At 59.8% G+C, this 22,641-nt stretch carries 23 protein-coding genes; 8 read left to right on the top strand and 15 right to left on the bottom strand.

The features are described 5' to 3' along the window. The first annotated feature begins 43 nt into the window (after window positions 1-43). Window positions 44-901, top strand: coding sequence for a putrescine utilization regulator PtrR (gene ptrR / locus SCU88_RS11485; RefSeq protein ID WP_138097418.1), 858 nt, complete (start codon window positions 44-46; stop codon window positions 899-901). A gap of 66 nt (window positions 902-967) precedes the next feature. After that, on the top strand, window positions 968-1,222 hold the full coding sequence (locus SCU88_RS11480) for a hypothetical protein (protein WP_175341473.1): 255 nt from the start codon (window positions 968-970) through the stop codon (window positions 1,220-1,222). Window positions 1,223-1,235: 13 nt separating this feature from the next. Here the strand turns inward: SCU88_RS11480 and SCU88_RS11475 are convergent, their stop codons facing one another. From SCU88_RS11475 to SCU88_RS11460, 4 genes are all read right to left on the bottom strand, one after another. Next, window positions 1,236-1,718 (bottom strand): GNAT family N-acetyltransferase, encoded by a 483-nt coding sequence (locus SCU88_RS11475; protein WP_138097417.1) that lies wholly within the window; start codon window positions 1,716-1,718, stop codon window positions 1,236-1,238. A 95-nt stretch (window positions 1,719-1,813) separates the two neighbouring features. After that, window positions 1,814-2,041: a thiosulfate utilization sulfurtransferase TsuB/YeeD gene (gene tsuB, locus SCU88_RS11470; protein WP_175341472.1), complete on the bottom strand. Its 228-nt coding sequence runs from the start codon at window positions 2,039-2,041 to the stop codon at window positions 1,814-1,816. A gap of 24 nt (window positions 2,042-2,065) precedes the next feature. Beyond that, on the bottom strand, window positions 2,066-3,121 hold the full coding sequence (gene tsuA, locus SCU88_RS11465) for a thiosulfate utilization transporter TsuA/YeeE (RefSeq protein ID WP_175341471.1): 1,056 nt from the start codon (window positions 3,119-3,121) through the stop codon (window positions 2,066-2,068). A gap of 127 nt (window positions 3,122-3,248) precedes the next feature. After that, entirely contained in the window at window positions 3,249-4,040 is a 792-nt protein-coding gene (locus SCU88_RS11460; RefSeq protein WP_175341500.1) for a PhzF family phenazine biosynthesis isomerase, read from the bottom strand. 185 nt (window positions 4,041-4,225) lie between these two features. On the opposite strand from SCU88_RS11460, the gene SCU88_RS11455 reads away from it, so the two are divergent. Next, on the top strand, window positions 4,226-5,425 hold the full coding sequence (locus SCU88_RS11455; protein ID WP_138097414.1) for a sugar transporter: 1,200 nt from the start codon (window positions 4,226-4,228) through the stop codon (window positions 5,423-5,425). Window positions 5,426-5,465: 40 nt separating this feature from the next. Here the strand turns inward: SCU88_RS11455 and SCU88_RS11450 are convergent, their stop codons facing one another. Together SCU88_RS11450 and SCU88_RS11445 are read right to left on the bottom strand one after the other, a co-directional pair. After that, the gene (locus SCU88_RS11450) at window positions 5,466-6,197 is read right to left on the bottom strand and encodes an HPP family protein (protein ID WP_175341470.1); all 732 of its coding nucleotides are present in this window, start codon (window positions 6,195-6,197) and stop codon (window positions 5,466-5,468) included. A 101-nt stretch (window positions 6,198-6,298) separates the two neighbouring features. Then, window positions 6,299-6,937 (bottom strand): MarC family NAAT transporter, encoded by a 639-nt coding sequence (locus SCU88_RS11445; RefSeq protein WP_138097412.1) that lies wholly within the window; start codon window positions 6,935-6,937, stop codon window positions 6,299-6,301. A gap of 269 nt (window positions 6,938-7,206) precedes the next feature. Here SCU88_RS11445 and marR point away from each other — a divergent pair, with 269 nt between their 5' ends. The 3 genes from marR (at window position 7,207) to SCU88_RS11430 (ending at window position 8,342) form a co-directional block, all read left to right on the top strand. Next, window positions 7,207-7,641: a multiple antibiotic resistance transcriptional regulator MarR gene (gene marR / locus SCU88_RS11440; RefSeq protein WP_138097411.1), complete on the top strand. Its 435-nt coding sequence runs from the start codon at window positions 7,207-7,209 to the stop codon at window positions 7,639-7,641. Between the two features lie 25 nt (window positions 7,642-7,666). After that, window positions 7,667-8,077, top strand: a complete 411-nt coding sequence (marA, locus tag SCU88_RS11435) for an MDR efflux pump AcrAB transcriptional activator MarA (RefSeq protein WP_138099237.1) — start codon at window positions 7,667-7,669, stop codon at window positions 8,075-8,077. Between the two features lie 64 nt (window positions 8,078-8,141). Next, window positions 8,142-8,342 carry a hypothetical protein gene (locus SCU88_RS11430; RefSeq protein WP_138097410.1) on the top strand — a complete coding sequence of 67 codons (201 nt, stop codon included), beginning with the start codon at window positions 8,142-8,144 and terminating at the stop codon, window positions 8,340-8,342. Between the two features lie 2 nt (window positions 8,343-8,344). Here SCU88_RS11430 and urtE read toward each other — a convergent pair whose 3' ends face one another. The 9 genes from urtE to SCU88_RS11385 form a co-directional block, all read right to left on the bottom strand. Then, window positions 8,345-9,043: an urea ABC transporter ATP-binding subunit UrtE gene (gene urtE, locus SCU88_RS11425; RefSeq protein ID WP_175341469.1), complete on the bottom strand. Its 699-nt coding sequence runs from the start codon at window positions 9,041-9,043 to the stop codon at window positions 8,345-8,347. A 20-nt stretch (window positions 9,044-9,063) separates the two neighbouring features. Next, window positions 9,064-9,861: an urea ABC transporter ATP-binding protein UrtD gene (gene urtD, locus SCU88_RS11420; protein WP_175341468.1), complete on the bottom strand. Its 798-nt coding sequence runs from the start codon at window positions 9,859-9,861 to the stop codon at window positions 9,064-9,066. After that, the gene (gene urtC, locus SCU88_RS11415; protein WP_175341467.1) at window positions 9,854-10,936 is read right to left on the bottom strand and encodes an urea ABC transporter permease subunit UrtC; all 1,083 of its coding nucleotides are present in this window, start codon (window positions 10,934-10,936) and stop codon (window positions 9,854-9,856) included. Before urtC ends, urtD begins: the two co-directional genes overlap by 8 nt. Continuing rightward, window positions 10,933-12,513, bottom strand: a complete 1,581-nt coding sequence (urtB, locus tag SCU88_RS11410) for an urea ABC transporter permease subunit UrtB (protein WP_175341466.1) — start codon at window positions 12,511-12,513, stop codon at window positions 10,933-10,935. Before urtB ends, urtC begins: the two co-directional genes overlap by 4 nt. A 25-nt stretch (window positions 12,514-12,538) precedes the next feature. Further along, window positions 12,539-13,813: an urea ABC transporter substrate-binding protein gene (gene urtA, locus SCU88_RS11405; protein WP_175341465.1), complete on the bottom strand. Its 1,275-nt coding sequence runs from the start codon at window positions 13,811-13,813 to the stop codon at window positions 12,539-12,541. Window positions 13,814-13,842: 29 nt separating this feature from the next. Continuing rightward, window positions 13,843-14,538, bottom strand: a complete 696-nt coding sequence (locus SCU88_RS11400; RefSeq protein ID WP_175341464.1) for an FCD domain-containing protein — start codon at window positions 14,536-14,538, stop codon at window positions 13,843-13,845. Window positions 14,539-14,574: 36 nt separating this feature from the next. Further along, window positions 14,575-18,183, bottom strand: a complete 3,609-nt coding sequence (uca, locus tag SCU88_RS11395) for an urea carboxylase (protein WP_175341463.1) — start codon at window positions 18,181-18,183, stop codon at window positions 14,575-14,577. Window positions 18,184-18,192: 9 nt separating this feature from the next. Then, on the bottom strand, window positions 18,193-20,019 hold the full coding sequence (atzF, locus tag SCU88_RS11390) for an allophanate hydrolase (protein ID WP_175341462.1): 1,827 nt from the start codon (window positions 20,017-20,019) through the stop codon (window positions 18,193-18,195). A 248-nt stretch (window positions 20,020-20,267) separates the two neighbouring features. Further along, the gene (locus SCU88_RS11385; RefSeq protein ID WP_175341461.1) at window positions 20,268-21,371 is read right to left on the bottom strand and encodes a 5-methyltetrahydropteroyltriglutamate--homocysteine S-methyltransferase; all 1,104 of its coding nucleotides are present in this window, start codon (window positions 21,369-21,371) and stop codon (window positions 20,268-20,270) included. Between the two features lie 238 nt (window positions 21,372-21,609). Between SCU88_RS11385 and SCU88_RS11380 the strand changes: the two genes are divergently transcribed. Then, window positions 21,610-22,350, top strand: coding sequence for a sulfite exporter TauE/SafE family protein (locus SCU88_RS11380; protein ID WP_138097400.1), 741 nt, complete (start codon window positions 21,610-21,612; stop codon window positions 22,348-22,350). 138 nt (window positions 22,351-22,488) lie between these two features. Then, a complete protein-coding gene (mgtS, locus tag SCU88_RS11375) occupies window positions 22,489-22,584 on the top strand; it encodes a protein MgtS (RefSeq protein WP_138097399.1) in 96 nt (31 codons plus the stop codon). The last annotated feature ends 57 nt before the right edge of the window (window positions 22,585-22,641 follow it).

Genomic DNA, 22,641 nt, shown 5'->3' with positions numbered 1-22,641 from the left:
ACTGAATAATATTAAGTCAGCCATTCACGATATGAGAAAGCTCATGGACCTTACCCAGCTTGAGATGTTTAATGCCGTAGCGGAAGAAGGCAGCATCAGCGCCGCCGCCCGGCGAGTACACCGCGTTCCCTCCAACCTGACCACCCGTATTCGCCAACTGGAGGCCGATCTCGGCACTGAGCTGTTTATTCGCGAGAACCAGCGTCTGCGGCTTTCGCCCGCCGGACACAGCTTTCTGGCCTACAGTCGGCAGATTCTGGAACTGGTTTCCGAAGCCCGTACCGTGGTGGCCGGCGACGCTCCCCAGGGCCGGCTGGCGCTGGGGTCGCTGGAAAGTACCGCGGCGGTGCGGATTCCGGGGATTCTGGCAGAATTTAATCAGCGCTATCCGCGCATTCAGTTAGATCTCAGCACCGGTCCGTCGGGGGGAATGATCGACCGCGTGCTGGAAGGCAGTCTGGCCGCCGCTTTTGTCGATGGTCCCCTGCTCCATCCAGCGCTGGAAGGGGTTGCGGTGTTCGATGAGGAGATGGTGATTATCGCCCCGGCGGGTCATCCCCCCATTACCCGGGCCCGGGACGTTAACGGCGCCAGTATTTATGCCTTTCGCGCTAACTGCTCCTACCGGCGCCATTTTGAAAGCTGGTTTCATGAAGATGGCGCCATGCCTGGCAAAATCCATGAGATGGAGTCCTATCACGGTATGCTGGCCTGCGTGATTGCCGGTGCGGGCCTGGCGCTGATGCCGCTCAGCATGCTGGAAAGCATGCCTGGCAGCCATCAGGTATCGCGCTGGGCGCTCACCACGCCGTGGCGCACGCTAACCACCTGGCTTATCTGGCGGCGCGGCGCCAGAACGCCGCAGCTTGACGCCTTTAGCAGCCTGCTGCCGGAAAAATGAGTTAACAGTCTGCTCACCACTCCCTAAAATCCCCCTATTTTCATCAACAATCGCAGGAGGCATGAAATGGCTCGCAATAAAGAGAAGCTCGCAGATCCAGGCAAGGTTCTGCGCAATACGATACGACTAAGACGCTGGACGATTGTCGGCGGCATTGCCGTGGGAGTTCAGACCCTGTTGAATGCCTTTACCCGCCCGGAAAGCCCGGCAATGCTGATTTTTCACATACTGCTGACGCTGGGATGCATTGGTTACGGTCTGTCAATGACGCCGCGCATCCGTCAGTTATCTCAGGCCGAAGCGCAAAAATCTCACGACTGAGGCCTTTAGCGCATTAGCTGGGTGGACAAAATGCAACAGGCACCGTCTCCTCTGTCATAAGCGTCTTTTCCATCACGGCTTTAGGGCCGTCATCAATAAAGCGGTAACCGTTACGCAAATAGAGCGTAACGGCACCGTGCTGGCGACTGACCGTTGTCAACATCAGACGCCGACAGCCCTCCTGCCGCGCCTGGCGTTCCAGTTGCGACAGCAGCCGTTCCCCCAGCCCGTGGCCACGATGCTCGGGATCGATCCAGATATGTTTTACTTCGCCCTCACCGGCCAGCCTCAACATCACGGCGCCACAGCCCACGGCTGCGCCGCTTAGGGTTCGAATGATCATAAAGATCAGATCGGATTCAGGAATAGCCTCCAGCCGCTGAGGCGTGAGCTGCGCCATTTCAACGGGATAAATTCGCCGGTGCCAGTTATCCAGCGCCTCAGTCAGGCTGCGGGCGATGCGCTGCCGCGCACTCTCTCGCGTTATCTGATACAACCGTTGCCTCCAGTTTTTTTATTTTTTCAGGCAGGTGAAGCAATAAAAAAGCCGGGCGAGGCAGCGCCCCTCCCGGCTGGCGAAAAGTGACAATGTCACCCTTTCATTACAGTGATGGTCCAGCTGGCGTCGCCTACCTGCTGATAGTCAGAGATAGTGTGCCCCTCTTCGGCCGCCCACTGCGGGATGCTTTCTGTCGCCTGGGTACAGTCGAAATCAATCACCAGTTCGTCGCCGCTTTGCAGCTCCGTCATGGCGGCTTTAGCTTCAATCAGCGGAAACGGACATACCAGGCTGACTACATCGAGTTTTTTAACCGTCATCGTAACTCCTTACTTAAAAATAGATCAGGCAGAAGCGGTCTGCAGACGCGCTTTGCGTTGCGGGCGTACGAACAGGAACCAGGAGGCGGTCCAGACGCCCAGAATCATAAAGACCAGCCCCACCCAGCCCTGCCAGGTCATCATGGCGGTCATCACCAGACCGTTACCAATAGAGCAGCCCCCGGCAATGCTGGCGCCGAAGCCCATCAGAATACCGCCGCCAAAGCTGCGGACCGAGGTACGGGCATCGGCGGCGCGCAGCCGGAATTCGCGGCTGGCTTTCGCGGCGATAAACGAGCCCAGGAAGATCCCCAGCACCAGGAACACGCCCCAGTTCAGGAATTTACTGTCGCCCATGACCAGGTACTGAATAATATTGGCGCTGGGAGAGGTGATCCCCAACCCAAAGTGGCGGCCGGTGGCTTCACTCAGGGGCCAGGCCAGGGTGGCGATCAGGCCAATCAGGATCGCCGTAATAAAGGGATGCCAGCGCTTTTCAAACAGCAAATGCGCCAGACCGCTGCGCTTCGGCGGCAGCATGGCCATTTTCAGCTTCGGCTTACGCAGCTCTTTCGCCACCACCGCCAGAGTTACCACCAGCAGCAGCGCAATCAACGGCCATACCGATATACCCAGGGTCTCGGCGATGGAGTTATGGGCGGTGCTGAGCCCTTTGACCTGATGGTTAAAGTCAGTCATATGCGCCGAACGCATCACCGCGCTGGTCAGCATATAGGCGAACAGCGCAATCCAGCTACCCAGCAGTCCTTCACCGGCGCGATACCAGGTGCCGGTAGCACAGCCGCCCGCCATCACAATGCCGATGCCGAAGACATAGCCACCGAAGACGGTGCCAAACCAGGGGAAAGCGCCTGCGTCATAGCTCAGCCAGCCACCGGCGATCAGGGTAAACACCCCGATGCTCTGCACGGCTATCGCTATCAGCAGCGCATAGAAGATGCGGTTATTCTTCGCGATGTACATATCGCGAAAACCGCCGGTCAGGCAGAAACGACCGCGCTGCATCACAAACCCCAGCAGCGCGCCGCAAATCAGCCCGGAAAAGATCGTATACCACATAAAAAATCGCCATTTGGTGTTAATCAGCTAATCGTGAAATTATTTCGCGTGTCACCATTACGGGGCCAATAACCAAAGGCGATAACATATGTTTTTTAAGAATTAGCTCAGTATTCAGGGCATTAGATTACAGAAAAACCTTGCCCATCATATAGGTTCGGGCCTGCCCGCCGATTTTGACCCGGTCCTCCAGCCATTCACAGCGCAGATCGCCGCCCCGTTCCGACACCTGGCGGGCCCGCATCCGGGTTTTCCCCAGCTTTGCACCCCACCAGGGGATCAGCATGGTGTGGGCCGAGCCAGTCACCGGATCTTCCGGCATCGTCACTTCAGGGCTGAAGAAGCGGCTGACAAAATCATATTCGCTGTCCGCTGCCGTTACGCATACCTTATTCAGCCCGCCAATCTGGCGCATCAAAGCGAAATCCGGCTGCAGCGCTTCCACCTGTTCACGGCTTGAAAGCTCCACCAGCCAGCATTTGCCTTTACTGACCGAGCGGGCCTGGTCGATGCCCAGCGCCTGTAACAGCGCCTGGGGCGGCGTTTCGGGCCTGCAGTCACGCGCAGGCAAATCCAGGGTTAACCATTCGCCATTGCGGGTGACCTGAAGCTCTCCCACAAAGCGGGTGCTGAAGCGAATCGAGGTGTCCGGCCAGTCGAGATATTCGAAAATCACGTGAGCCGCGGCCAGGGTGGCGTGGCCACACAGGTCGATTTCGGCATGGGTGGTGAACCAGCGCAGTTCAAAACCGCTATCGCTACGCACCAGAAAGGCGGTTTCCGACTGGTTATGCTGTCTGGCCATCTGTAACATCACCTCATCCGGTAACCAGTCCGTTAACGGGCAAACCGCCGCCGCATTCCCGCCAAACGGTCGGTCGCTGAACGCATCAACCAACCAGAAATCAATCGCCTGCATCATTTATATCCTCAGAATATCCCTTACGCTGTTATTAACACGCCGTCAGTCACCGCGCCAGGGGGAGCGTCGTCATTGTAAAGAAGTGAGAGATTCGTCACAAAATCGTTGTGTTTTGCCCGAGCGAGGTTTTAAGATCGGCGCCTTTCTTCCTCCTTTCGAATTAACAGGCGCAAAACACTTTTATGACGGTAAACACAGTCTCCCGCAAAGTCGCGTGGCTGCGCGTTGTTACGCTTGCCATCGCCGCGTTTATCTTCAACACCACGGAGTTTGCGCCCGTGGGCCTGCTGTCGGATATTGCACAGAGTTTTAATATGCAGACTGCCCAGGTGGGCATTATGCTGACCATCTATGCGTGGGTGGTGGCGCTGCTGTCGCTGCCGTTTATGCTGCTGACGGCAAAATTTGAACGACGCGGGCTGCTGATTGGGTTGTTCGTGGTCTTCATCGCCAGTCATGTGCTCTCTTATCTGGCCTGGAACTTCCAGGTACTGGTGCTGAGCCGCATTGGTATCGCCTGCGCCCACGCCATCTTCTGGTCGATCACCGCCTCGCTGGCCATTCGTATGGCGCCACACGGCAAACGCGCCCAGGCCCTGAGCCTGATCGCCACCGGTACCGCGCTGGCCATGGTGCTGGGTCTGCCGCTGGGCCGCATGGTGGGTCAGTATCTGGGCTGGCGCGTCACCTTCCTGGGCATCGGCGCGGTGGCGCTGTTAACCCTGCTGAGCCTGATGAAACTGCTGCCGAAACTGCCCAGCGAACACTCCGGCTCGCTTAAGAGTCTACCGGAACTGTTCCGCCGCCCGGCGCTGGTGGGCATCTATCTGCTGGTGGCCGTGGTGGTTACCGCCCACTACACCGCTTACAGTTACATCGAGCCCTTTGTGATGACGGTCGCCGGTTTCAGTGCCGGGTTCGCCACCATTCTGTTGCTGATTCTGGGCGGCGCCGGCATTATCGGCAGCATTATTTTCAGCAAGCTGGGCAACCTGCATGCATCAACCCTGGTCAGCGCCGCCATCGCCACGCTGCTGGTCTGCCTGATGTTGCTGTATCCGGTATCCGGCAGCAGCAATGGCCTGATCGCGCTGAGCCTGTTCTGGGGTATCGCGATGATGGTGATCGGCCTTGGCATGCAGGTGAAAGTGCTGGCGCTGGCGCCGGATGCCACCGACGTGGCGATGGCGCTGTTTTCCGGCATCTTTAATATTGGTATCGGCGCGGGCGCGCTGCTGGGGAATCAGGTCAGTCTGCATCTGTCGATGGCCGATATCGGCTATGTGGGCGCCATTCCGGCCCTGGCAGCGCTGGTCTGGTCACTGGTGGTATTCCGCCGCTGGCCCACCAGAACGCTGGAACAGCAGCCTCATCACTCCTGATAGCCTCTCCCACCGGCCCCTGGTCGGTGGGGATCTACCCTCAATTCCGGCGTGCTTGCGCCTTGCGCATAGCCGCTTTATGCTCGATCTTCTCCAACAGCTCCTGAACGTCATCTTCATCAATATCCAGAAACTGACCGTCGAGCAGCGCGGCGTGAATATCTTCACGGGTCACCGATGCCCCTTGCGACACCCCCCGGGACTTCACCTCTTCTTCGGCCAGCGGATGCGGATAACGACGCCCTACCAGGTTGTTGAAGATCATCGCCAGCACGGCCAGCATCAGGGAATTGAGCAACACCGGCGTCAGCACAAAGTGGTAGCCTTCGTGCGCAACGTCCGCCCCACCGAGGATCGCCGTTAACGCCACCGCGCCGCCGGGCGGATGCAGGCAGCGCATAAAATACATGGCAGCAATCGCCAGTCCGGCCGCCAGACCGCATGCCAGCGCCACATCAGGCACCAGCATCCCCACAGAGACGCCAATCAGCGCCGACAGCACATTACCGCCAACGATAGACCAGGGCTGAGCCAGGGGGCTTGCCGGAACGCCGAACAGTAATACGGCGGAAGCACCCATTGGCGCGATAAACCACAGATTGACGCCGCCGAGCAGCCAGTGGCTGAACATGCCGGTCACCGCCAGCCCGGTACCCGCGCCAATAGAACAGAGGAGGATATGTTTGCTGGCCACCGGCAGGGCGTGGGGTTTCAGGCGGCCGAGAAAAATGCGGATCCGCGCAAACAGGGACGCGGACAGAACGCTTAACATGGTACTGCTCACTCAGGTCATGCAAAGAACATAGTTTTTATTCTCTTGATTTAACCTGATATTAACAACCATGTTTTTATTGTGCCTGACGCCCCGCGGAATTAATGATATTGAGAGACGATCTCCAGCACGCCGTTAATAATAAACTGCACGCCCATACAGACCAGCAGGAAGCCCATCAGTCGGGAAATCGCTTCAATTCCTCCCTTTCCCACCAGCCGCATAATAGTGCCGGAGCTACGCAGGCAGGCCCACAGAATCAGGCTGACGCTAAGGAAAATCAGTACCGGCGACACCAGAATCACCCAGTCAGGAAAATCGATACCATGCTTCACGGTAGAGGCTGAGCTGATGATCATGGCAATAGTGCCTGGCCCTGCTGTGCTGGGCATAGCCAGTGGGACAAAGGCGATATTGGCTGTAGTGGTCGGCTCCTCCCCACTGGCGCTGGCAGGCGGCGGAAACAGCATCCGAAAGCCGATAAAGGCCACAATGAGCCCGCCGGCAATACGCAGACCTGGAATCGAAATCCCGAAGGTGCTCATTACCAGCTGACCGGCATACCAGGCCACCATCATAATGGCGAAGACATACACAGAGGCCATCAGCGACTGGCGATTACGCTCTTCGCTGTTCATTCCCCCCGACAGCCCCAGAAACAGCGCAACGGAAGTCAACGGGTTTGCCAGCGGTAATAACACCACCAGGCCAAGACTAATGGCTTTAAACAGATCCAGCATCGTCGCTCCTCATTAACGACCCGACAAAGAACCGGCCAAAGTATATGGACAAATCGCCGGTCAGACCAGCCATCATCTGTCAGTAAAGGTAAGGTTTTAGCCTGCTTTGTGGCCTAAATAACAGGTTATAAAGACATATTCAGACATATTTTTTTATATTCACGAAACGCTTTAGCAGAAAGTGTTATCACCTTGTGTAAGTTAGTTGACTTACTCTTTCCTGGGCAATAATATCTTCCGTGACTAATGTACTTGCCTGGGCAACTATCTTGAATAAATCGAGCGATCTGTTTAATCAAATCGTCCCTTTAGGACGCCTGATCACGCTGGCTAACCAGCATAAAGATCGCTTGCTGAATGACTATCTTTCCCCACTGGGTATTACTGCATCGCAGTTCAAAGTGCTGTGCACCATTCACTGCGATGTCAGTACCACACCGGTGGAGTTAAAGAAGAGATTATCGGTAGACCTGGGGGCCCTGACCCGCATGCTCGTTCGCCTCTCCTGCAAGGGCTGGATCGAGCGTCTGCCGAATCCCAATGACAAACGTGGCGTGCTGATTCGCCTCACGCCTGCCGGCGTTGAGCTGTGCGAACGTTGTCATCAGCTTGTAGGGCAAAGCCTGCACCAGGAATTAACAAGAAATCTTACGGCGGATGAGGTGGTTCATCTTGAATGCCTGCTCAAGAAGATTCTGCCGTAAAAGTATAATTATATGAGGTGAGATGATGTCCAGACGCAATAATGATGCGGTCACGATTCATAGCATTTTGGACTGGATTGAAGACAACCTGGAGTCCCCGCTCTCGCTCGATAAAGTCTCCGAGCGTTCCGGCTACTCCAAATGGCATTTACAGAGGATGTTTAAGAAAGAAACCGGCCATTCGCTGGGTCAGTATATTCGCAACCGGAAACTCACCGAGATTGCGCAGAAACTGAAAGAGAGCAATGAGCCGATTCTCTATCTGGCCGAACGCTATGGTTTCGAATCCCAGCAGACGTTAACCCGTACCTTTAAGAACTACTTTTCGGTACCGCCCCATAAGTATCGGGTGACCAATATGCCGGGCGAATCACGCTATCTTTATCCGCTGAATCACTATCACAGCGGCTACGGTTATAACGGTTGCAACAGCTAAATGGCCCTTCGGCAGGCTTTTCACGCCTGCCGGTCTCCAGTGAGTAACTCCCGTCAGGTTCACAATGAAACGTATATTGCCCCTGGCCGCGCTGCTGGTCGCCCTTCCCGTTAGCGCGCTGGCCGAACCCTGCCTGCCTCAGCCGCAGGCATCACGTAATGCTATGATTATGCCCGGCCATATACCCTGGGAGGGAATGGACCCCAGCGCCGGAAGCGACGACCCGGCTCAACTGGACGTTCCGCTGTACCACATTCAGGGCTGAGGCTATATCGCCACCATGGCGCGTACGCCGTCGGCCTCCATATCAGCGCCCTTTCCCTGCTGAATGATGGCCCCGCGCGACATCACCAGATACCGATCCGCCAGCTCTGCGGCAAAATCATAGAACTGCTCCACCAGCAGAATGGCCATATCGCCGCGATCTGCCAGCTGGCGAATGACTTCGCCAATTTCGCGGATCACCGAAGGCTGGATCCCCTCTGTAGGCTCATCCAGGATCAGCAACTGCGGCCGGGTCGCCAGCGCCCGACCGATAGCCAGCTGCTGCTGCTGACCACCGGACAGATCGCCGCCGCGTCGTTCCCGCATTTCAAACAGCGCCGGGAACAGATTCCAGATCTCATCCGGCACCTCCCTGGCCTGCGCGGCCGGAAAGCGCGCCAGCCCCATCAGCAGATTCTCTTCCACCGTCAGACGAGGAAAAATTTCGCGCCCCTGCGGCACCCAGGCAATACCTGACTGCACCCGCTGGTGCGGGCGACGGCGAACAATCGCCTTCCCCTGCCACAGCACCGAGCCGCTGTGAGCGGGAACCAGCCCCATCAGGCAGCGCAGTAGCGTGGTTTTACCGACCCCATTACGCCCCAGCAGGCAGGTGATTTCACCGATGGGCGCTTCCAGTGAAACGCCGCGTAAAATATGGCTGCCGCCGTAGTACTGATGCAAAGCGGACACCTGTAGCATAAGGCTCTCCCCGTTAATAATTAGCGCCCCAGATAGACGTCTATCACTCGCTCATCCGCCTGAACCTGAGCCAGCGAACCTTCCGCCAGCACCTGGCCCTGATGCAGTACCGTGACCCTGTCAGCAATGCTTTCCACAAACCCCATATCGTGCTCCACCACCATCATGGAGTGGCGCCCCGCCAGCTCGCGAAACAGTTCGGCGGTCCATGCCGTTTCGGCATCGCTCATCCCCGCCGCCGGTTCATCGAGCAGCAGCACATGCGGCTGCTGCACCAGCAGCATACCGATCTCCAGAAACTGCTTCTGCCCGTGGGAGAGCGCCCCCGCCAGACGGTTGCGCTCTGCCCCCAGCCGCAGCAGCGCCAGGGTTTCGTCAATGCGATCGCGCTGTTCGCTGTTCAGACGCGCCCGCAGGCAGGCCCAGACCGATTTGTCACCCTTCTGGGCCACCTCCAGATTTTCCGCCACCGTCAGCGCGTCAAACACCGTCGGCTTCTGGAACTTGCGACCAATGCCGCGCCGGGTGATGGCCACCGGATCCATCTGCGTCAGATCGACGCTTTGATCGTAAAGCACGCGCCCCCGATCCGGCCGGGTTTTACCGGTGATCACATCCATCAGCGTGGTTTTTCCCGCACCGTTGGGCCCAATCACGCAGCGCAATTCCCCAACGCCGATCTCAAACGACAGATTATTCAGGGCCTGGAAGCCATCAAAACTGACGCTGATGCCATCGAGTTGCAGAATCGGGTCGCGCTGGCGGCGGTAACGGTCCGTCGCCAGCGCACGGGTATAAGGCAGCGGTTGTTCAGTCATCGGTTTTTCCTCCCCGGCGCCACAGCCCCATCACGCCGCGCGGCAGAAACAGCGTCACCAGAATAAAAATCAGCCCCAGGAATAACTGCCAGTATTCCGGCATCCAGACGGTGAACAGGCTCTTCGCGCCGTTAACCAGCCCGGCGCCAATAACCGGCCCAACCAGGGTACCGCGCCCGCCCAGCGCCACCCAGATAGCCGCCTCGATCGAATTGGTGGGCGACATTTCGCCGGGATTGATAATTCCCACCTGCGGCACGTAAAGAGCGCCAGCCAGACCACAGAGCACCGCCGACAGCGTCCAGACCAGAAGCTTGAAGCCAAAAGGGTTATAGCCGCAAAAGCGCAGCCGCCCTTCCGCGTCGCGCATGGCCGTCAGCACCCGGCCAAATTTGCTGCGCGCCAGGGCAAAGCCCAGCGCCAGCGAAGCCAGCAGCAGGATAACGGTCGCCAGGAACAGCAGGATGCGGGTCGAGGTTGCGGTCAACGGCGCCCCCAGCAGCGTGGTGAAACCGGTAAAGCCGTTATTGCCGCCGAAGCCGGTTTCGTTGCGAAAGAACAGCAGCATTCCGGCCCAGGTCAGCGCCTGAGTCATTATCGAGAAATAGACCCCTTTAATGCGCGAGCGGAAAGCAAAGATGCCAAATACCAGCGCCAGCAGACCCGGCACCAGCACCACCATCAGCAGCGCCCAGGCGAAGTGTTCACTGCCCCACCAGTACCAGGGCAGGCTCTCCCAGGAGAGGAAGCCCATAAAGGCCGGCAGACCGTCACCGGCCGCCTGGCGCATCAGGTACATGCCCATCGCATAACCACCCAGCGCGAAGAACAGCCCGTGGCCCAGGGAGAGCAGCCCGGCATAGCCCCACACCAGATCCAGCGCTACAGCTACCACCGCGTAGCAGAGGATCTTCCCCACCAGCATCAGGCTCCATGTCGAGAGCGCCAGCGGATGACTGGCAGGAAGCAGCGCCAGAAACGGCATCACCAGCAGAGCGGTCACGGCAAGGCTTGCCAGCCAGCGCGTCAGACACGGCGCCCGGCGACTTAGCGTCAGGGTTAAAGGTTGCGTCATTCGGTTATCCTCCCTTTCAGGGCGAACAGCCCCTGGGGTCGTTTCTGAATAAACAGCACTACCAGCATCAGGATCAGGATTTTGCCCAGTACCGCCCCAACCTGAGGCTCCAGCAGTTTGTTAAAGATCCCCAGGCTAAAGGCCGCCACCACGCTGCCCGCCAGTTGCCCGACGCCGCCCAGTACCACCACCAGGAAGGAGTCGATGATATAACCCTGGCCAAGCTCAGGACCGACGTTACCCAGTTGGGTCAACGCCACGCCCCCCAGCCCGGCAATGCCGGCTCCCAGACCAAAGGCCAGCATATCGACCCGCCCGGTGGGTACCCCGCAGCAGGCCGCCATGGCGCGATTCTGGGTTACGGCGCGAATATGCAGCCCCAGTCGGGTACGGTTCAGAATCAGCCAGGTAAATCCCAGTACCAGCAGCACGAACAGCAGTACCGCCAGCCGGTTCCAGGGCAGGATCAGATTGGGCAACGCCTGGATGCCGCCAGAAAGCCACGCCGGGTTCGCCACTTCGACATTCTGGGGGCCAACCAGCATCCGCACTCCCTGAATCAGCATCAAACTAATGCCCCAGGTGGCGAGCAGCGTCTCCAGCGGTCGCCCGTAGAGGTGACGAATCACCGAGCGTTCCAGCAGCATGCCGATGGCCGCGGTCATCATAAAGGCTACCGGCAGCGCGGCCAGCGGCCACCAGGCCAGCCACTGGGGCGCCCACTGACTAAAGGCGTTCTGTACCATCCAGCCCGCGTAAGCGCCCAGCATCAGCATCTCGCCGTGGGCCATATTGATAACCCCCAGCAGACCATAGGTAATGGCCAGCCCCAGCGCCGCCAGCAGCAGGATCGATCCCAGCGACAGGCCGCTGAAAATCTGGCCCAGCAGCTCTCCCATCTTCAACTGGCGGGCGATGTTATCCAGGCTGTGCTGCGCGGCAGTGCGTACCGCAGCCACCGGCTCCCGGGCCGGGTCGGTCAGCGGCGTTAATCGGGCCTGCATTCGGGGATCGCCGCGACCGCCCAGCCGTTGCGCCGCCTGCAGGCGGCGCCCGGCGTTGGGGTCATTTAACTGCAACACCGCCAGCGCCATCTGGAGCGCTTCACGCACGCCGCCGTCGCGCTCCTGCGTCAGCCGGCGGTTCAGTAGCGGCGCCATCTGCGGTGTGGCTTCGAACATCAGCGCCGTGGCGGCGCGCTTTCTTTCAGTGACATTGTCACTAACCAGCCGATGGCTGGCCAGCGCCGCAGCCGTCAGATTGCGTAGCCGGTTGGTCAGACGCACCTTCTTTAGCGTCCCTTCCGACCGGATCGCCATCCCCAGCGCCTTTCCCGAATCGTCGAAGGCGTGCCCTGCCTCGTCTTTATTCAACACTTCCCCGGCCAGCGCCTGGAGCAGCGGCAAACGCGCAGGCTCCGGCGCCGCCGCCCAGCGTTCCAGCAACTGCGCCTGCTGGCTGCGGCTGGCGGCGACAAAAGTATCGGCATCCGGCGTAGCACTCCAGGCGGCCAGCGGCGTTACGGCCAATAGCGTCAGCAGCAGACATCGCCGTACCCAAACCCTGATGATGCTCATGAGTTCCCCTCCCGACGGTGGTCGGTTATTGCGCGCTGGCGGCTTTCACCGGCGTATCGCCCTTCTGCTTATTCCCCGGCAGCCAGGGGCTCCACGGCTGAGCGCGCACCGGCTGTTCGCTTTCCCATACCGGGTTAAACTGGCCGTTGCTTTCTATCTCGCCAATCATCACCGGCTTATGCAGATGGTGGTTGGTGGCATCCATGGTCAGGGTAAAGCCGGATGGCGCCGGGAAGCTCTGGCCCGCCATGGCGGCCCGCACCTTATCCACGTCGGTGGTTCCCGCCTTTTCCACCGCCTGGGCCCACAGATGAATGCCGACGTATGTCGCTTCCATCGGATCGTTGGTGACCACCGTGTCAGCGTTGGGCAGTTTGTGGCTGCGGGCATAGGCCTTCCAGTCAGCGACAAACTTTTTGTTGGTGGGATTATCCAACGATTCAAAGTAGTTCCAGGCCGCCAGATTGCCGACCAGCGGGCGGGTATCGATGCCGCGCAGCTCCTCTTCTCCCACCGAGAAGGCGATAACCGGCACATCGGTAGCTTTTACCCCCTGGTTAGTCAGCTCTTTATAAAACGGCACGTTGGAATCGCCGTTAATGGTGGAGATAACCGCGGTATTACCGCCCGCAGCGAACTTCTTAATGTCGGCCACAATGGTCTGGTAGTCGCTGTAGCCAAAGGGGGTGTAAACCTCCCGGATGTCGTTATCCTGCACCCCTTTGGCATGCAGGAAGGCGCGCAGAATCTTGTTGGTGGTACGCGGATAAACGTAGTCGGTGCCCAACAGGAAGAAACGACGTGCGCCGCCGCCGTCTTCACTCATCAGATACTCCACCGCCGGAATCGCCTGCTGGTTAGGCGCCGCGCCGGTATAGAAGACGTTTGGCGACATCTCTTCCCCTTCGTACTGCACCGGGTAGAACAGCAACCCGTTCAGCTCTTCGAATACCGGCAGTACCGACTTACGCGACACCGAAGTCCAGCAGCCAAACACCGCCGCCACCTTGTCCTGACTCAGCAACTGGCGCGCTTTTTCCGCAAACAGCGGCCAGTTCGAGGCGGGATCCACCACCACCGGCTCCAGCTTTTTACCCAGTACGCCGCCGCTGGCGTTAATCTGGTCGATAGTCATCAGCGCTACTTCTTTCAACGGCGTTTCAGAGATAGCCATGGTGCCGGACAGCGAATGCATGATGCCCACTTTAATGGTGTCGGCGGCCCGGGCGCTGACGCTGAATCCCATGGCGAACAGCGGGACGGATAAGGCCAGGGCCTGTAATAAGGTACGTCGCTCCATAAGTCACTCCTGTCAAAATGCTGTGTGGGTTAACGTTTTTCCTGACGCGCCTGATGCAGCGCATGCAGGGTTATCTGGCGAACCTCCTGCTGACTGCGGGCAATGTGTTCCCGCAGCAGGCGGCACGCCTGTTCGCCGCGCCGTGCGATAATGGCCTCAAGAATGGCGGCATGTTCGGCGTAAGTGGCGCTGACCCGCGGCGGCTGGGTGAAATCCATGCGCCGCACAATCCGAATCTTTTCCGTCAGTTCGCGATGGATACGCGCCATTTCGGGATTACCCGCCGTCGCCACCAGGGTCATATGAAACTGTTCGTCGTAATGCGCCACCTCGCGGCCATCCGCCAGCGGCGGCGCTTCTATCCAGAACTGACATAACTGGCGCAGCGGCAGTGGCATGACCTGCTCCGGGCGCTGACACAGGCGGTTGACCGTTTCCAGCTCCAGCACCACCCGCAGGTCGTACAGCGCTTCCAGATGGTGAAAGTCGATGGGGCAAACCCGCCAGCCGCTGCGGGGCTGCACTTCCAGGTAGCCTTCCTGCGCCAGGGCATAGAGCGCCTGGCGTACCGGCGTGCGGCTGGCGCCGTAACGCCCGGCAATGTCGTTTTCGCTGAAGCGGTCGCCCGGCAGCATCCGAAAGTCGAAGATGGCCTGTTTCACCAGGCGATAGACCCGTTCGCCCTGACCTTCGCTCATCGTTTTTAGCGATTTCCGATCGCTCATGGCCTCTCCCCTGAGTTTAGTTAGTGACAATGTCACTTAACTGGCGCGATCGAGCCACAGCAGCGCATCCCCCGGCCCTACAGGCCGTCCCGCCAGGCAACTGATATGGGTGACGGTGCCGTCACAGGGCGCAGAGACCATCAGTTCCATCTTCATGGCTTCCACCACAATCAGCGGTTCGCCCTGTTTCACCTGCTGGCCTGGCTCCACCAGAATCTTCCAGATGTTGCCGTTGAGATCGGCGCTAACCAGTTCGCCTTCCCGCCCTGCTGCCGGAATCTCGGCCATATTGAGCGGGCTTTCCGGCGCCTGCTGCGGGTAGCTGCACCAGTGCGCCACTTCCGCATCGAAGGCGCTCTGCTGACGCTCGCGAAACCCGGCAATGTCAGCGGCGTTTTCGCTCAGCATCCGGCGGTATGCGGCAAAGTCGAATTCGCTCTCTTCGATGCGAATCTGCGCCCGCCCTTCGCGGAACGCCTCGCGCTGCTGCATCAGTTCCGCCTCGCTGACCGGATAGAAACGCACCTGGTCGAAGAATTTCAGTAGCCAGGGCTCCCCGGCAAACTGCGGATTCTTCAGGAAGCGATTCCAGACAGGCAGCGTGCGCCCCACCAGTTGGTAACCTCCCGGCGAATCCATGCCGTAGATGCACATATACATGCCGCCAATCCCCACCGTGCCTTCCGCAGTCCAGGTCCGGGCCGGATTATATTTGGAGCTCAGCAGGCGGTGGCGCGGATCCAGCGGTACTGCGCAGGGGGCGCCGAGATACACATCCCCCAATCCCAGCACCAGATAGCTGGCCTCAAACAGAATGCGTCTGACCTCGTCGCGATCGGCCAGTCCGTTGGCGCGGCGAATAAACTCGACGTTATCCGGCAGCCAGGGGGCACTGTCGCGCACCGTTTCCCGGTAGCGCGCCACCGCCGCCAGGGTGGCGGAATCCTCAAAGGCCATGGGCAGATACAGGATGCGTGAGGGAATTTTTAACCGTTCCACGTCGCCCAGCGTCTGCTCCAGCGCCATGAGCTGCGTCATCAGCGCCTGCTGGCTTAACCGGCTGTTGTCGTAGCGCACCTGGAGCGACCGCACGCCGGGGGAAAGTTCGAGAATGCCCTCCGGTCCGCGATCATCGAGCGCCGCCATCAGCAGATGCACCCGTAATCTCAGGGCCAGATCCAGCACGTTATCGCCGTATTCGATCAGCAGGTAGCTGTCTCCGGCGCGCCTCACCGCCATTGACGGCAGGCCGTCGCTGGCCGGTCGGCTGGCCAGAATTGCCGTGGGGCTATGCGCTGGGGTTGCGTGATTGACGACCGTCGGCGCTTTCAGGGTTTTCAGCGCCTGCTCCTGAGCCTGTAACCGCTGGCTGGCTTCTGATTCATCCATCAGACGAAAGCGAATGCGATCCCCGGGACGTACCTGCCCCACCTTCCATAACTCCGCCCGGGCAATGGTGACCGGACAGACGAATCCTCCCAGACTTGGCCCGTCCCGGGTCAGGATCACCGGAAAGTCGCCGGTGAAGTTCACCGCGCCGATAGCGTATTCGCAGTCGTGGATATTGGACGGATGCAGCCCCGCCTCGCCTCCGTCGTCACGGCTCCAGTCTGGCTCCGGGCCGCTCAGGCGCACGCCCAGGCGGTTGGAGTTGTAGTGCACTTCCCAGTCGCTGTTAAAAAAGCGTTCCATCGATTCGGGGGTAAAGAAATCCGGGGCGCCATGGGGGCCGTACAGCACGCCGATCTCCACCCGCACGTCATAGTCGGGGATCAGAGCCGGATCCACCGCGCACGGCTCAGCGACCGGCGGCGGCGTGGTACAGGCAGGCAGCATCGGGCGGGAGATAGCCAGCACGTCTGCCACTTTCAGCGTACGTCCGGCATGGCCGCCAAACTGCCCCAGGGCAAAGGTGGCGCGGCTGCCCAGATATACCGGCACATCAATGCCGTTACGCACCGCCAGGTAGCCCCGGCAGCCGCTCTGTGCCCGACCCAGACGTAATACCTGCCCGGCCTGAACCCTGACCGGCTGCCAGCAGGCCAGCGGTCGTTCATCCAGCCGCGCCTCGCAGTCTGCGCCGGTCAGAGCGATAACCGCCGCACTGTGAAAACGCAGCGTCGGCCCCTCCAGGGTGAACTCCAGCCCGGCGGCGGAGGGATCGTTACCGACAATGCGGTTCGCCATGCGGAAGGCAAAATCGTCCATCGGCCCTGAAGGCGGAACGCCGATATGCCAGTAGCCGGTGCGGCCCGGGAAGTCCTGTACGCTGGTCCAGGTGCCCGGAGACAGTACCTCGATGGCATGAGGCTGATAGCGCACTTCATCCAGCAGACGGGTACTGGCCTCACCGCGCCGGAAGGCGTCAAGGGTGACTATCTGACGCAGATAGTCCAGGTTGGTGGCGATACCGTGCAGGCGGGTTTTCTCCAGAGCACGTCTGAGCTTTTCCAGCGCCGCCTCGCGGTCTTCTCCATACACGATAATTTTGGCCAGCATGGGATCGTAGTACGGCGTGACTTCGCTGCCGGTGCTGACCCAGCCGTCCACCCGCACATCGTCCGGGAAAAAGACTTCGGTCAAAACGCCCGGGCTCGGCTGAAACTGACGTAGCGGATCTTCGGCATAGAGGCGTACCTCCATGGCCGCCCCGCGCGGCGGTTTTTCCAGCGCAGCCCAGTCGGGTGAGGCTCCGGCTGCCACCTGGAGCATCGCGGCTATCAGATCGACACCGGTGACCATTTCGGTGACAGGATGTTCGACCTGAAGGCGGGTATTGACCTCCAGAAACCAGAAGCTGTCGCTTTCCGGTTCGTAGATAAACTCCACGGTGCCGGCACTGCGATAATTGACCGACTGCCCCAGTCGAATGGCCGCATCGTGCATGGCCTTGCGGGTTGCGGCAGGCAGCCCGGGAGCGGGGGTTTCTTCCACCACTTTCTGGTTGCGGCGCTGTAGCGAACAGTCGCGCTCCCCCAGCGCCGCCACGCGCCCCTGACCGTCACCGAAGATCTGAACCTCGATATGGCGCGCCCGATCGATACAGCGTTCAATGAACACCCCGTCATCGCTGAAAAACTGGGCGCCCTGGCGGCGGACGCTCTCCCAGGCGGCCAGCAGTTGCGCTTCATCTTCACAGCGCAACAGCCCGATACCGCCGCCCCCGGCGGTGGTTTTGAGCATCACCGGCCAGCCGACGTTCCGGGCGGCAGTACAGGCGGCTTCGGGGCTTTCCAGCAGACCGCTGCCTGGCGTCATCGGCAGCCCGGCCTCGCGGGCCAGCTCCCGCGCCCGGTGCTTCTGACCAAAATCGCGAATCTGTCGCGGCGTGGGGCCGATAAATACCAGCCCGGCCGCAGCGCAGGCGCTGGCAAATTCCGCGCTTTCAGAGAGAAAACCGTAGCCGGGAAAGATGGCCTGAGCGCCGCTTTCCCGGGCCGCGGCCAGAATTTTATCGCCGTTAAGATAGCTTTCCGTCGCGCTGTCGCCCCCCAGCGCGATGGCGCTATCCGCCATACTGACGTGGGGCGCATTGCGATCGGCATCGGAAAACACCGCGACGCTGTCAATGCCGCAGCGTTGTAGCGTGCGGATGGCGCGGCAGGCTATCTCGCCGCGGTTAGCAATCAGAACCCGGGTAAACATGGTCGCTCCTTACTGTCCGTTATGGCTGTCGCGGGCGAGACAGGCACGCCAGCCGCCCCATTCGCTGATGTTGGTGGCCCCTTCTAATCCCAGGGGTTCGCAGATAAACCCTTTTACCTGGCGACCATCCGCCAGTTGCAGCGAACCGATACCCAGCGGCGCCGGAACTTCCGCCACGAATTCGCCAAAGCGCGCCAGCGGCACATCCCACAGCTCCACCTCAATGGCGTTGCCTCCCGGCGCCCGCACCAGCCCGGGTTTGGGCGGCGTGGTATTCGCCAGGGCATAAAGACGGTAGTCAGGCGCTGTGATGGTCTGTTCGATGAAGACGGCGTCGCGCCCGGTCAACTGGTGGTTTAACGGCATGCCACGCAGATGAGCGCCCACCACCGCCAGCCGTACATGGCCGGTTGACGGCAGCGCCGCTTCCGGCAGCGTTGCCGGGGCGCGCCCGGTAGCGCCGACGGGCAGCGCCAGCGCCTGCTGCCAGCGCTGGCCAAAATGGGCCAGCGCCGCATCATGCCAGGCTGGGGCAATCAGTGTGATCCCTGCCGGTAGTCCGTCTTCGCGGAAGGAGGAAGGCAGCGCCAGCGCGCAGAGATCCGCCAGATTGGTGAAATTGGTGTAGGTGCCGAATTCGGCGTTGTAGCGTACCGGCTCCTGTGCCATCTCTTCCAGGGTGCGGATGGTGGGTGATGTCGGCACCAGCAGCGCATCAAAGCCCGCCAGCGCCTGGTGAATCTGGCGGCTCAGTTGCGCGCGCTGATACCCCGCCTGCCAGGCATCGCAGGCGCTGTAGCGGTATCCCTGTTTCACGATGGTGCGCACCGTGGGATCCAGCGCCAGGGGATTTTTTTCCAGCAGATCCCTGACCGCCAGCGTACGCTCGGCAACCCAGGGGCCGGCATAGAGCTGCTCCGCCAGTTCACGAAACGGGGTAAAATCCACCGGTTCGAGCGTTACGCCCAGCGCGCTCATCTGCGCCAGCGCCTGGTTGAAAGCCTGTTCGCTCTGGCTGTCGCCGCAAAAGGTCAGTTTGTCCGGAATGGCGAAGCGTGGACGCTCGCTCAGGCGTGCCGGTGCGCAATAAGGATCCTGACGTGACCAGGGATCGTCAGGATCGTAGCCGCCCGCAATGTCGGCCACCCGCCGGGCATCCTCCACCTGGAGCGCAAAGACCGAGATACAGTCCAGGAACTGGCAGGCGGGAACCAGCCCGCGGTTAGAAAGCCAGCCGCGGGTCGGTTTCAGGCCGACAATATTGTTAAACCCGGCAGGCACCCGCCCGGAGCCCGCAGTATCCGTCCCCAGCGAGAACAGGGCCAGCCCCCGGGCCACCACCGACGCTGAACCGGAACTGGAACCGCCGCTCACATAACGCTTATCAAAGGTATTGGTCACCGCGCCATAGGGGGAACGGGTGCCCACCAGGCCGGTGGCGAACTGGTCGAGATTGGTTTTTCCCACCACGATGGCGCCCGCCGCTTTCAGGCGCGCCACCACTGCGGCGTCCTCACGGGGATGGTAGAGGAATTCCGGGCAGGCGACGCTGGTGGGAAAACCGGCTACGTCAATATTGTCTTTCACCGCAAAGGGCACCCCGAACAGCGGAAATTCCCGGGGTTCGCGCCCTCCTTCCGTCACGGCCCGCAACAGCGGCGCAAGCTGTGCATCGATCTGCCCGCGGGAAGCCAGGGTAATCCAGGCATTATCATCCTGTCGGGCCAGGCTCAGGAACTGCGTATAGATATTTGCCAGTTGCGATGGACTGGCCTGATAAATATCCAGCCACTCGCCAATCGATAATACCGGCAGGCTGTCAACACCATTCGACATGCCAGGTCTCCCATCTGGTATACAAGTTGGGATACCTGTTGCAAGGCGGATGCCAGAATTAATTTATGCTTAATAATCAGGGAGTTTTATTTTACCGGCGGGAGGAAAGATTTTATTTCGCGCTATGGTGGTGCGCACCGGTTAATGATTTGCACGTTTTTTAATCATCGTTTTTTATAATAGCGACGGGGAGTCGCATAATAAAAAGCGCTGATAAACAGGCCCGGCACAGCGCCGGGCCGCAGAACTTACCAGACTTCCTGCGCCAGGCGGGTCACCAGTCGGACTTTATCCCACTGCTGGCCTTCGCTCAGGCTGTTACCCTCTTCGGTAGAGGCAAAACCGCACTGAGGGCTCAGGCAGATCTGATTGATATCGACATACTGCGCCGCTTCCTGCACCCGCGCTTTCACCCCTTCCGGGTTTTCCAGCTCGCCATTCTTGGTGGTGATAAGCCCCAGCACCACCTGCTGATTGCCAGGACGGATATGGCGCAGCGGGCTAAAGTCGCCAGAACGATCGTTATCGTATTCAAGGAAGAAGGCATCGATGTTCACCGTGCCGAACAGCACTTCCGCCACCGGCTCATAGCCCCCTTCGGAGATCCAGGTAGAGCGGAAGTTGCCGCGGCAGACGTGCAGCCCGACGGTCAGATCCTGAGGTTTGCCTTCCAGCGCCTTGTTCAGTACCCGGGCGTAGGTACGGGCCAGTTCATCAGGGTCGTCACCGCGCTCCAGCACCAGGCGGCGCTGCTCTTCGGAACACAGGTAGGCCCAGACGGTGTCATCGAGCTGCAGGTAGCGGCAGCCCGCGTCATAGAAGGCGCGGATGGCGTCGCGCCAGGCAATGGCCAGGTCGTCGAAGTAAGCGTCCAGTTCCGGATAGACGGTACGGTCGATAGTTTCACGACCACCGCGGAAATGCAGCACGCTGGGGCTGGGGATAGTCATTTTCGGACAGGCATCGCCGCTGATGCTCTTCAGATAGCGAAAATCTTCCAGCATCGGATGGTCACCAAATTTCACCCGATCCACCACCCGAATGCCGCGGGCTTTAGTCTGCACGCCGTTAAACTGAATGCCGTGGTCGGTTTCGAAGGGCTCAGTGCCCTGCAGGCCGTCGAAAAAGTCGAAGTGCCACCAGGCGCGACGAAATTCGCCGTCGGTCACTACATGCAGGCCACAGGCGCACTGCTGCTGCACGACGTTGCGGATCGCCTCGTCTTCCACCTTACGTAATGCGGCGGCGTCGATCTCTCCGGCGGCAAACTGCTCGCGGGCGCGCTTAATGCTGTCCGGACGTAAAAAACTCCCTACCACATCGGCGCGAAACGGTGCCTGTTGTCGTTGCATGCTGCTCTCCTCTCCCCGGTAGTTCAGCCGGGTGATAATTGTTTTATTGAACTTTCAGCCATCTGGATGGCTACATGGCTGAAACAATGACAGCAGAACGCGCGCAGTGCAAACGAGGAAAATTCATCAGACATGAAAAAAATTCATCATGAATGCGACCCTGGTTCGCTGACTGACGAATTAAGGCGCGCTGGAGTCCGTTACGCTTGCGACAGTGAATCACTCAGAGGAAGTGTCGATGTCTGCTGAACAACAGATTTGGGTACTTGCCGCCGCCGTATTTGCGATGGCAGGCATGGTAAAAGGCGTGACAGGAATGGGACTACCGACGGTCGCGATGGCGCTACTGGGCGCGTTAATTTCACCGGTGGCTGCCGCGGGCATGTTGCTGCTGCCTTCGCTTATCACCAATCTGATGCAGCTGCGCGGTAGCGGGCTGTGGCCGCTGTTGCGACGTCTGACGCCGCTGAACGTCGGGATCGTTGTCGGAACCCTGGCGACCAGCGGCTGGCTCGCTACGGGCAGTCACAGCGCCACGACCTTAACCCTGGGCACGGCGCTGAGCCTGTATGCGCTCTGGTCGCTCTCAGGCGCCCGTTTTACGCCGCCTGTGCGTGGCGAAGCGCCGCTTTCACTACTGGTCGGGCTCTGTACCGGACTGCTGACCGGTGCGACCGGCGTCTTTGTGATTCCGGCGGTTCCCTGGCTTCAGGCGCTGCTGAGCTCCCGGGATTCCCTGATACAAGGTCTGGGCATCGCCTTTACCACCTCCACACTGGCGCTAAGCGCGGGGCTGTGGTGGCATGGCGCGCTGAACACCGGCGATCTTCCCCTCTCCCTGCTGGCGCTAGTGGCGGCACTGGCAGGTATGGCCTTCGGCGAATGGCTGCGTCGGCGCATCAGTCCCTTACTGTTCCGCCGTCTGTTTCTGCTAACGCTGTTAGGCCTGGGCGCACAAATGGTCTGGCGGGCGCTATAGGTTGCATTTACTTACCATTGGTCCGCGCTTCTTCACACAATTGCGCGTTTATTTAAGCGTCGTTCGGTATAATCACCTCTGCTAACCACCGCTAATTAAGGGGTTTTTCTATCGGTTAAACACACGACGGAGGTCACTATGTTGGGAAATATGCATGTTTTTCTGGCCGTCCTGGGAATGATTGTCTTCTCTGGTTTTCTGGCCGCATGGTTCAGCTATAAGTGGGATGATTAATGAACGACGCGCTCTCTCACCGAAAAGCCCCCCGCAGCACTGCTCGAGGGGCTTTTC

Origin of the sequence: Jejuibacter sp. L23 (assembly GCF_050815825.1) — a bacterium.
Classification (GTDB): Bacteria; Pseudomonadota; Gammaproteobacteria; order Enterobacterales; family Enterobacteriaceae; genus Jejubacter; species Jejubacter calystegiae.
This window is presented reverse-complemented; position numbering and strand designations above follow the sequence as displayed.

What these genes read in the sequence shown, in the direction of transcription:
- SCU88_RS11385 (WP_175341461.1), bottom strand. Translation starts at nt 21,371, where the DNA reads ATGCAACGACAACAGGCACCGTTTCGCGCCGATGTGGTAGGGAGTTTT.
- SCU88_RS11380 (WP_138097400.1), top strand. Translation starts at nt 21,610, where the DNA reads ATGTCTGCTGAACAACAGATTTGGGTACTTGCCGCCGCCGTATTTGCG.
- tsuB (WP_175341472.1), bottom strand. Translation starts at nt 2,041, where the DNA reads ATGACGGTTAAAAAACTCGATGTAGTCAGCCTGGTATGTCCGTTTCCG.
- uca (WP_175341463.1), bottom strand. Translation starts at nt 18,183, where the DNA reads ATGTTTACCCGGGTTCTGATTGCTAACCGCGGCGAGATAGCCTGCCGC.
- SCU88_RS11450 (WP_175341470.1), bottom strand. Translation starts at nt 6,197, where the DNA reads ATGTTAAGCGTTCTGTCCGCGTCCCTGTTTGCGCGGATCCGCATTTTT.
- SCU88_RS11445 (WP_138097412.1), bottom strand. Translation starts at nt 6,937, where the DNA reads ATGCTGGATCTGTTTAAAGCCATTAGTCTTGGCCTGGTGGTGTTATTA.
- ptrR (WP_138097418.1), top strand. Translation starts at nt 44, where the DNA reads ATGGACCTTACCCAGCTTGAGATGTTTAATGCCGTAGCGGAAGAAGGC.
- mgtS (WP_138097399.1), top strand. Translation starts at nt 22,489, where the DNA reads ATGTTGGGAAATATGCATGTTTTTCTGGCCGTCCTGGGAATGATTGTC.
- SCU88_RS11400 (WP_175341464.1), bottom strand. Translation starts at nt 14,538, where the DNA reads ATGAGCGATCGGAAATCGCTAAAAACGATGAGCGAAGGTCAGGGCGAA.
- urtA (WP_175341465.1), bottom strand. Translation starts at nt 13,813, where the DNA reads ATGGAGCGACGTACCTTATTACAGGCCCTGGCCTTATCCGTCCCGCTG.
- urtE (WP_175341469.1), bottom strand. Translation starts at nt 9,043, where the DNA reads ATGCTACAGGTGTCCGCTTTGCATCAGTACTACGGCGGCAGCCATATT.
- SCU88_RS11430 (WP_138097410.1), top strand. Translation starts at nt 8,142, where the DNA reads ATGAAACGTATATTGCCCCTGGCCGCGCTGCTGGTCGCCCTTCCCGTT.
- tsuA (WP_175341471.1), bottom strand. Translation starts at nt 3,121, where the DNA reads ATGTGGTATACGATCTTTTCCGGGCTGATTTGCGGCGCGCTGCTGGGG.
- urtD (WP_175341468.1), bottom strand. Translation starts at nt 9,861, where the DNA reads ATGACTGAACAACCGCTGCCTTATACCCGTGCGCTGGCGACGGACCGT.
- marA (WP_138099237.1), top strand. Translation starts at nt 7,667, where the DNA reads ATGTCCAGACGCAATAATGATGCGGTCACGATTCATAGCATTTTGGAC.
- SCU88_RS11460 (WP_175341500.1), bottom strand. Translation starts at nt 4,040, where the DNA reads ATGCAGGCGATTGATTTCTGGTTGGTTGATGCGTTCAGCGACCGACCG.
- SCU88_RS11455 (WP_138097414.1), top strand. Translation starts at nt 4,226, where the DNA reads ATGACGGTAAACACAGTCTCCCGCAAAGTCGCGTGGCTGCGCGTTGTT.
- urtC (WP_175341467.1), bottom strand. Translation starts at nt 10,936, where the DNA reads ATGACGCAACCTTTAACCCTGACGCTAAGTCGCCGGGCGCCGTGTCTG.
- atzF (WP_175341462.1), bottom strand. Translation starts at nt 20,019, where the DNA reads ATGTCGAATGGTGTTGACAGCCTGCCGGTATTATCGATTGGCGAGTGG.
- SCU88_RS11480 (WP_175341473.1), top strand. Translation starts at nt 968, where the DNA reads ATGGCTCGCAATAAAGAGAAGCTCGCAGATCCAGGCAAGGTTCTGCGC.
- urtB (WP_175341466.1), bottom strand. Translation starts at nt 12,513, where the DNA reads ATGAGCATCATCAGGGTTTGGGTACGGCGATGTCTGCTGCTGACGCTA.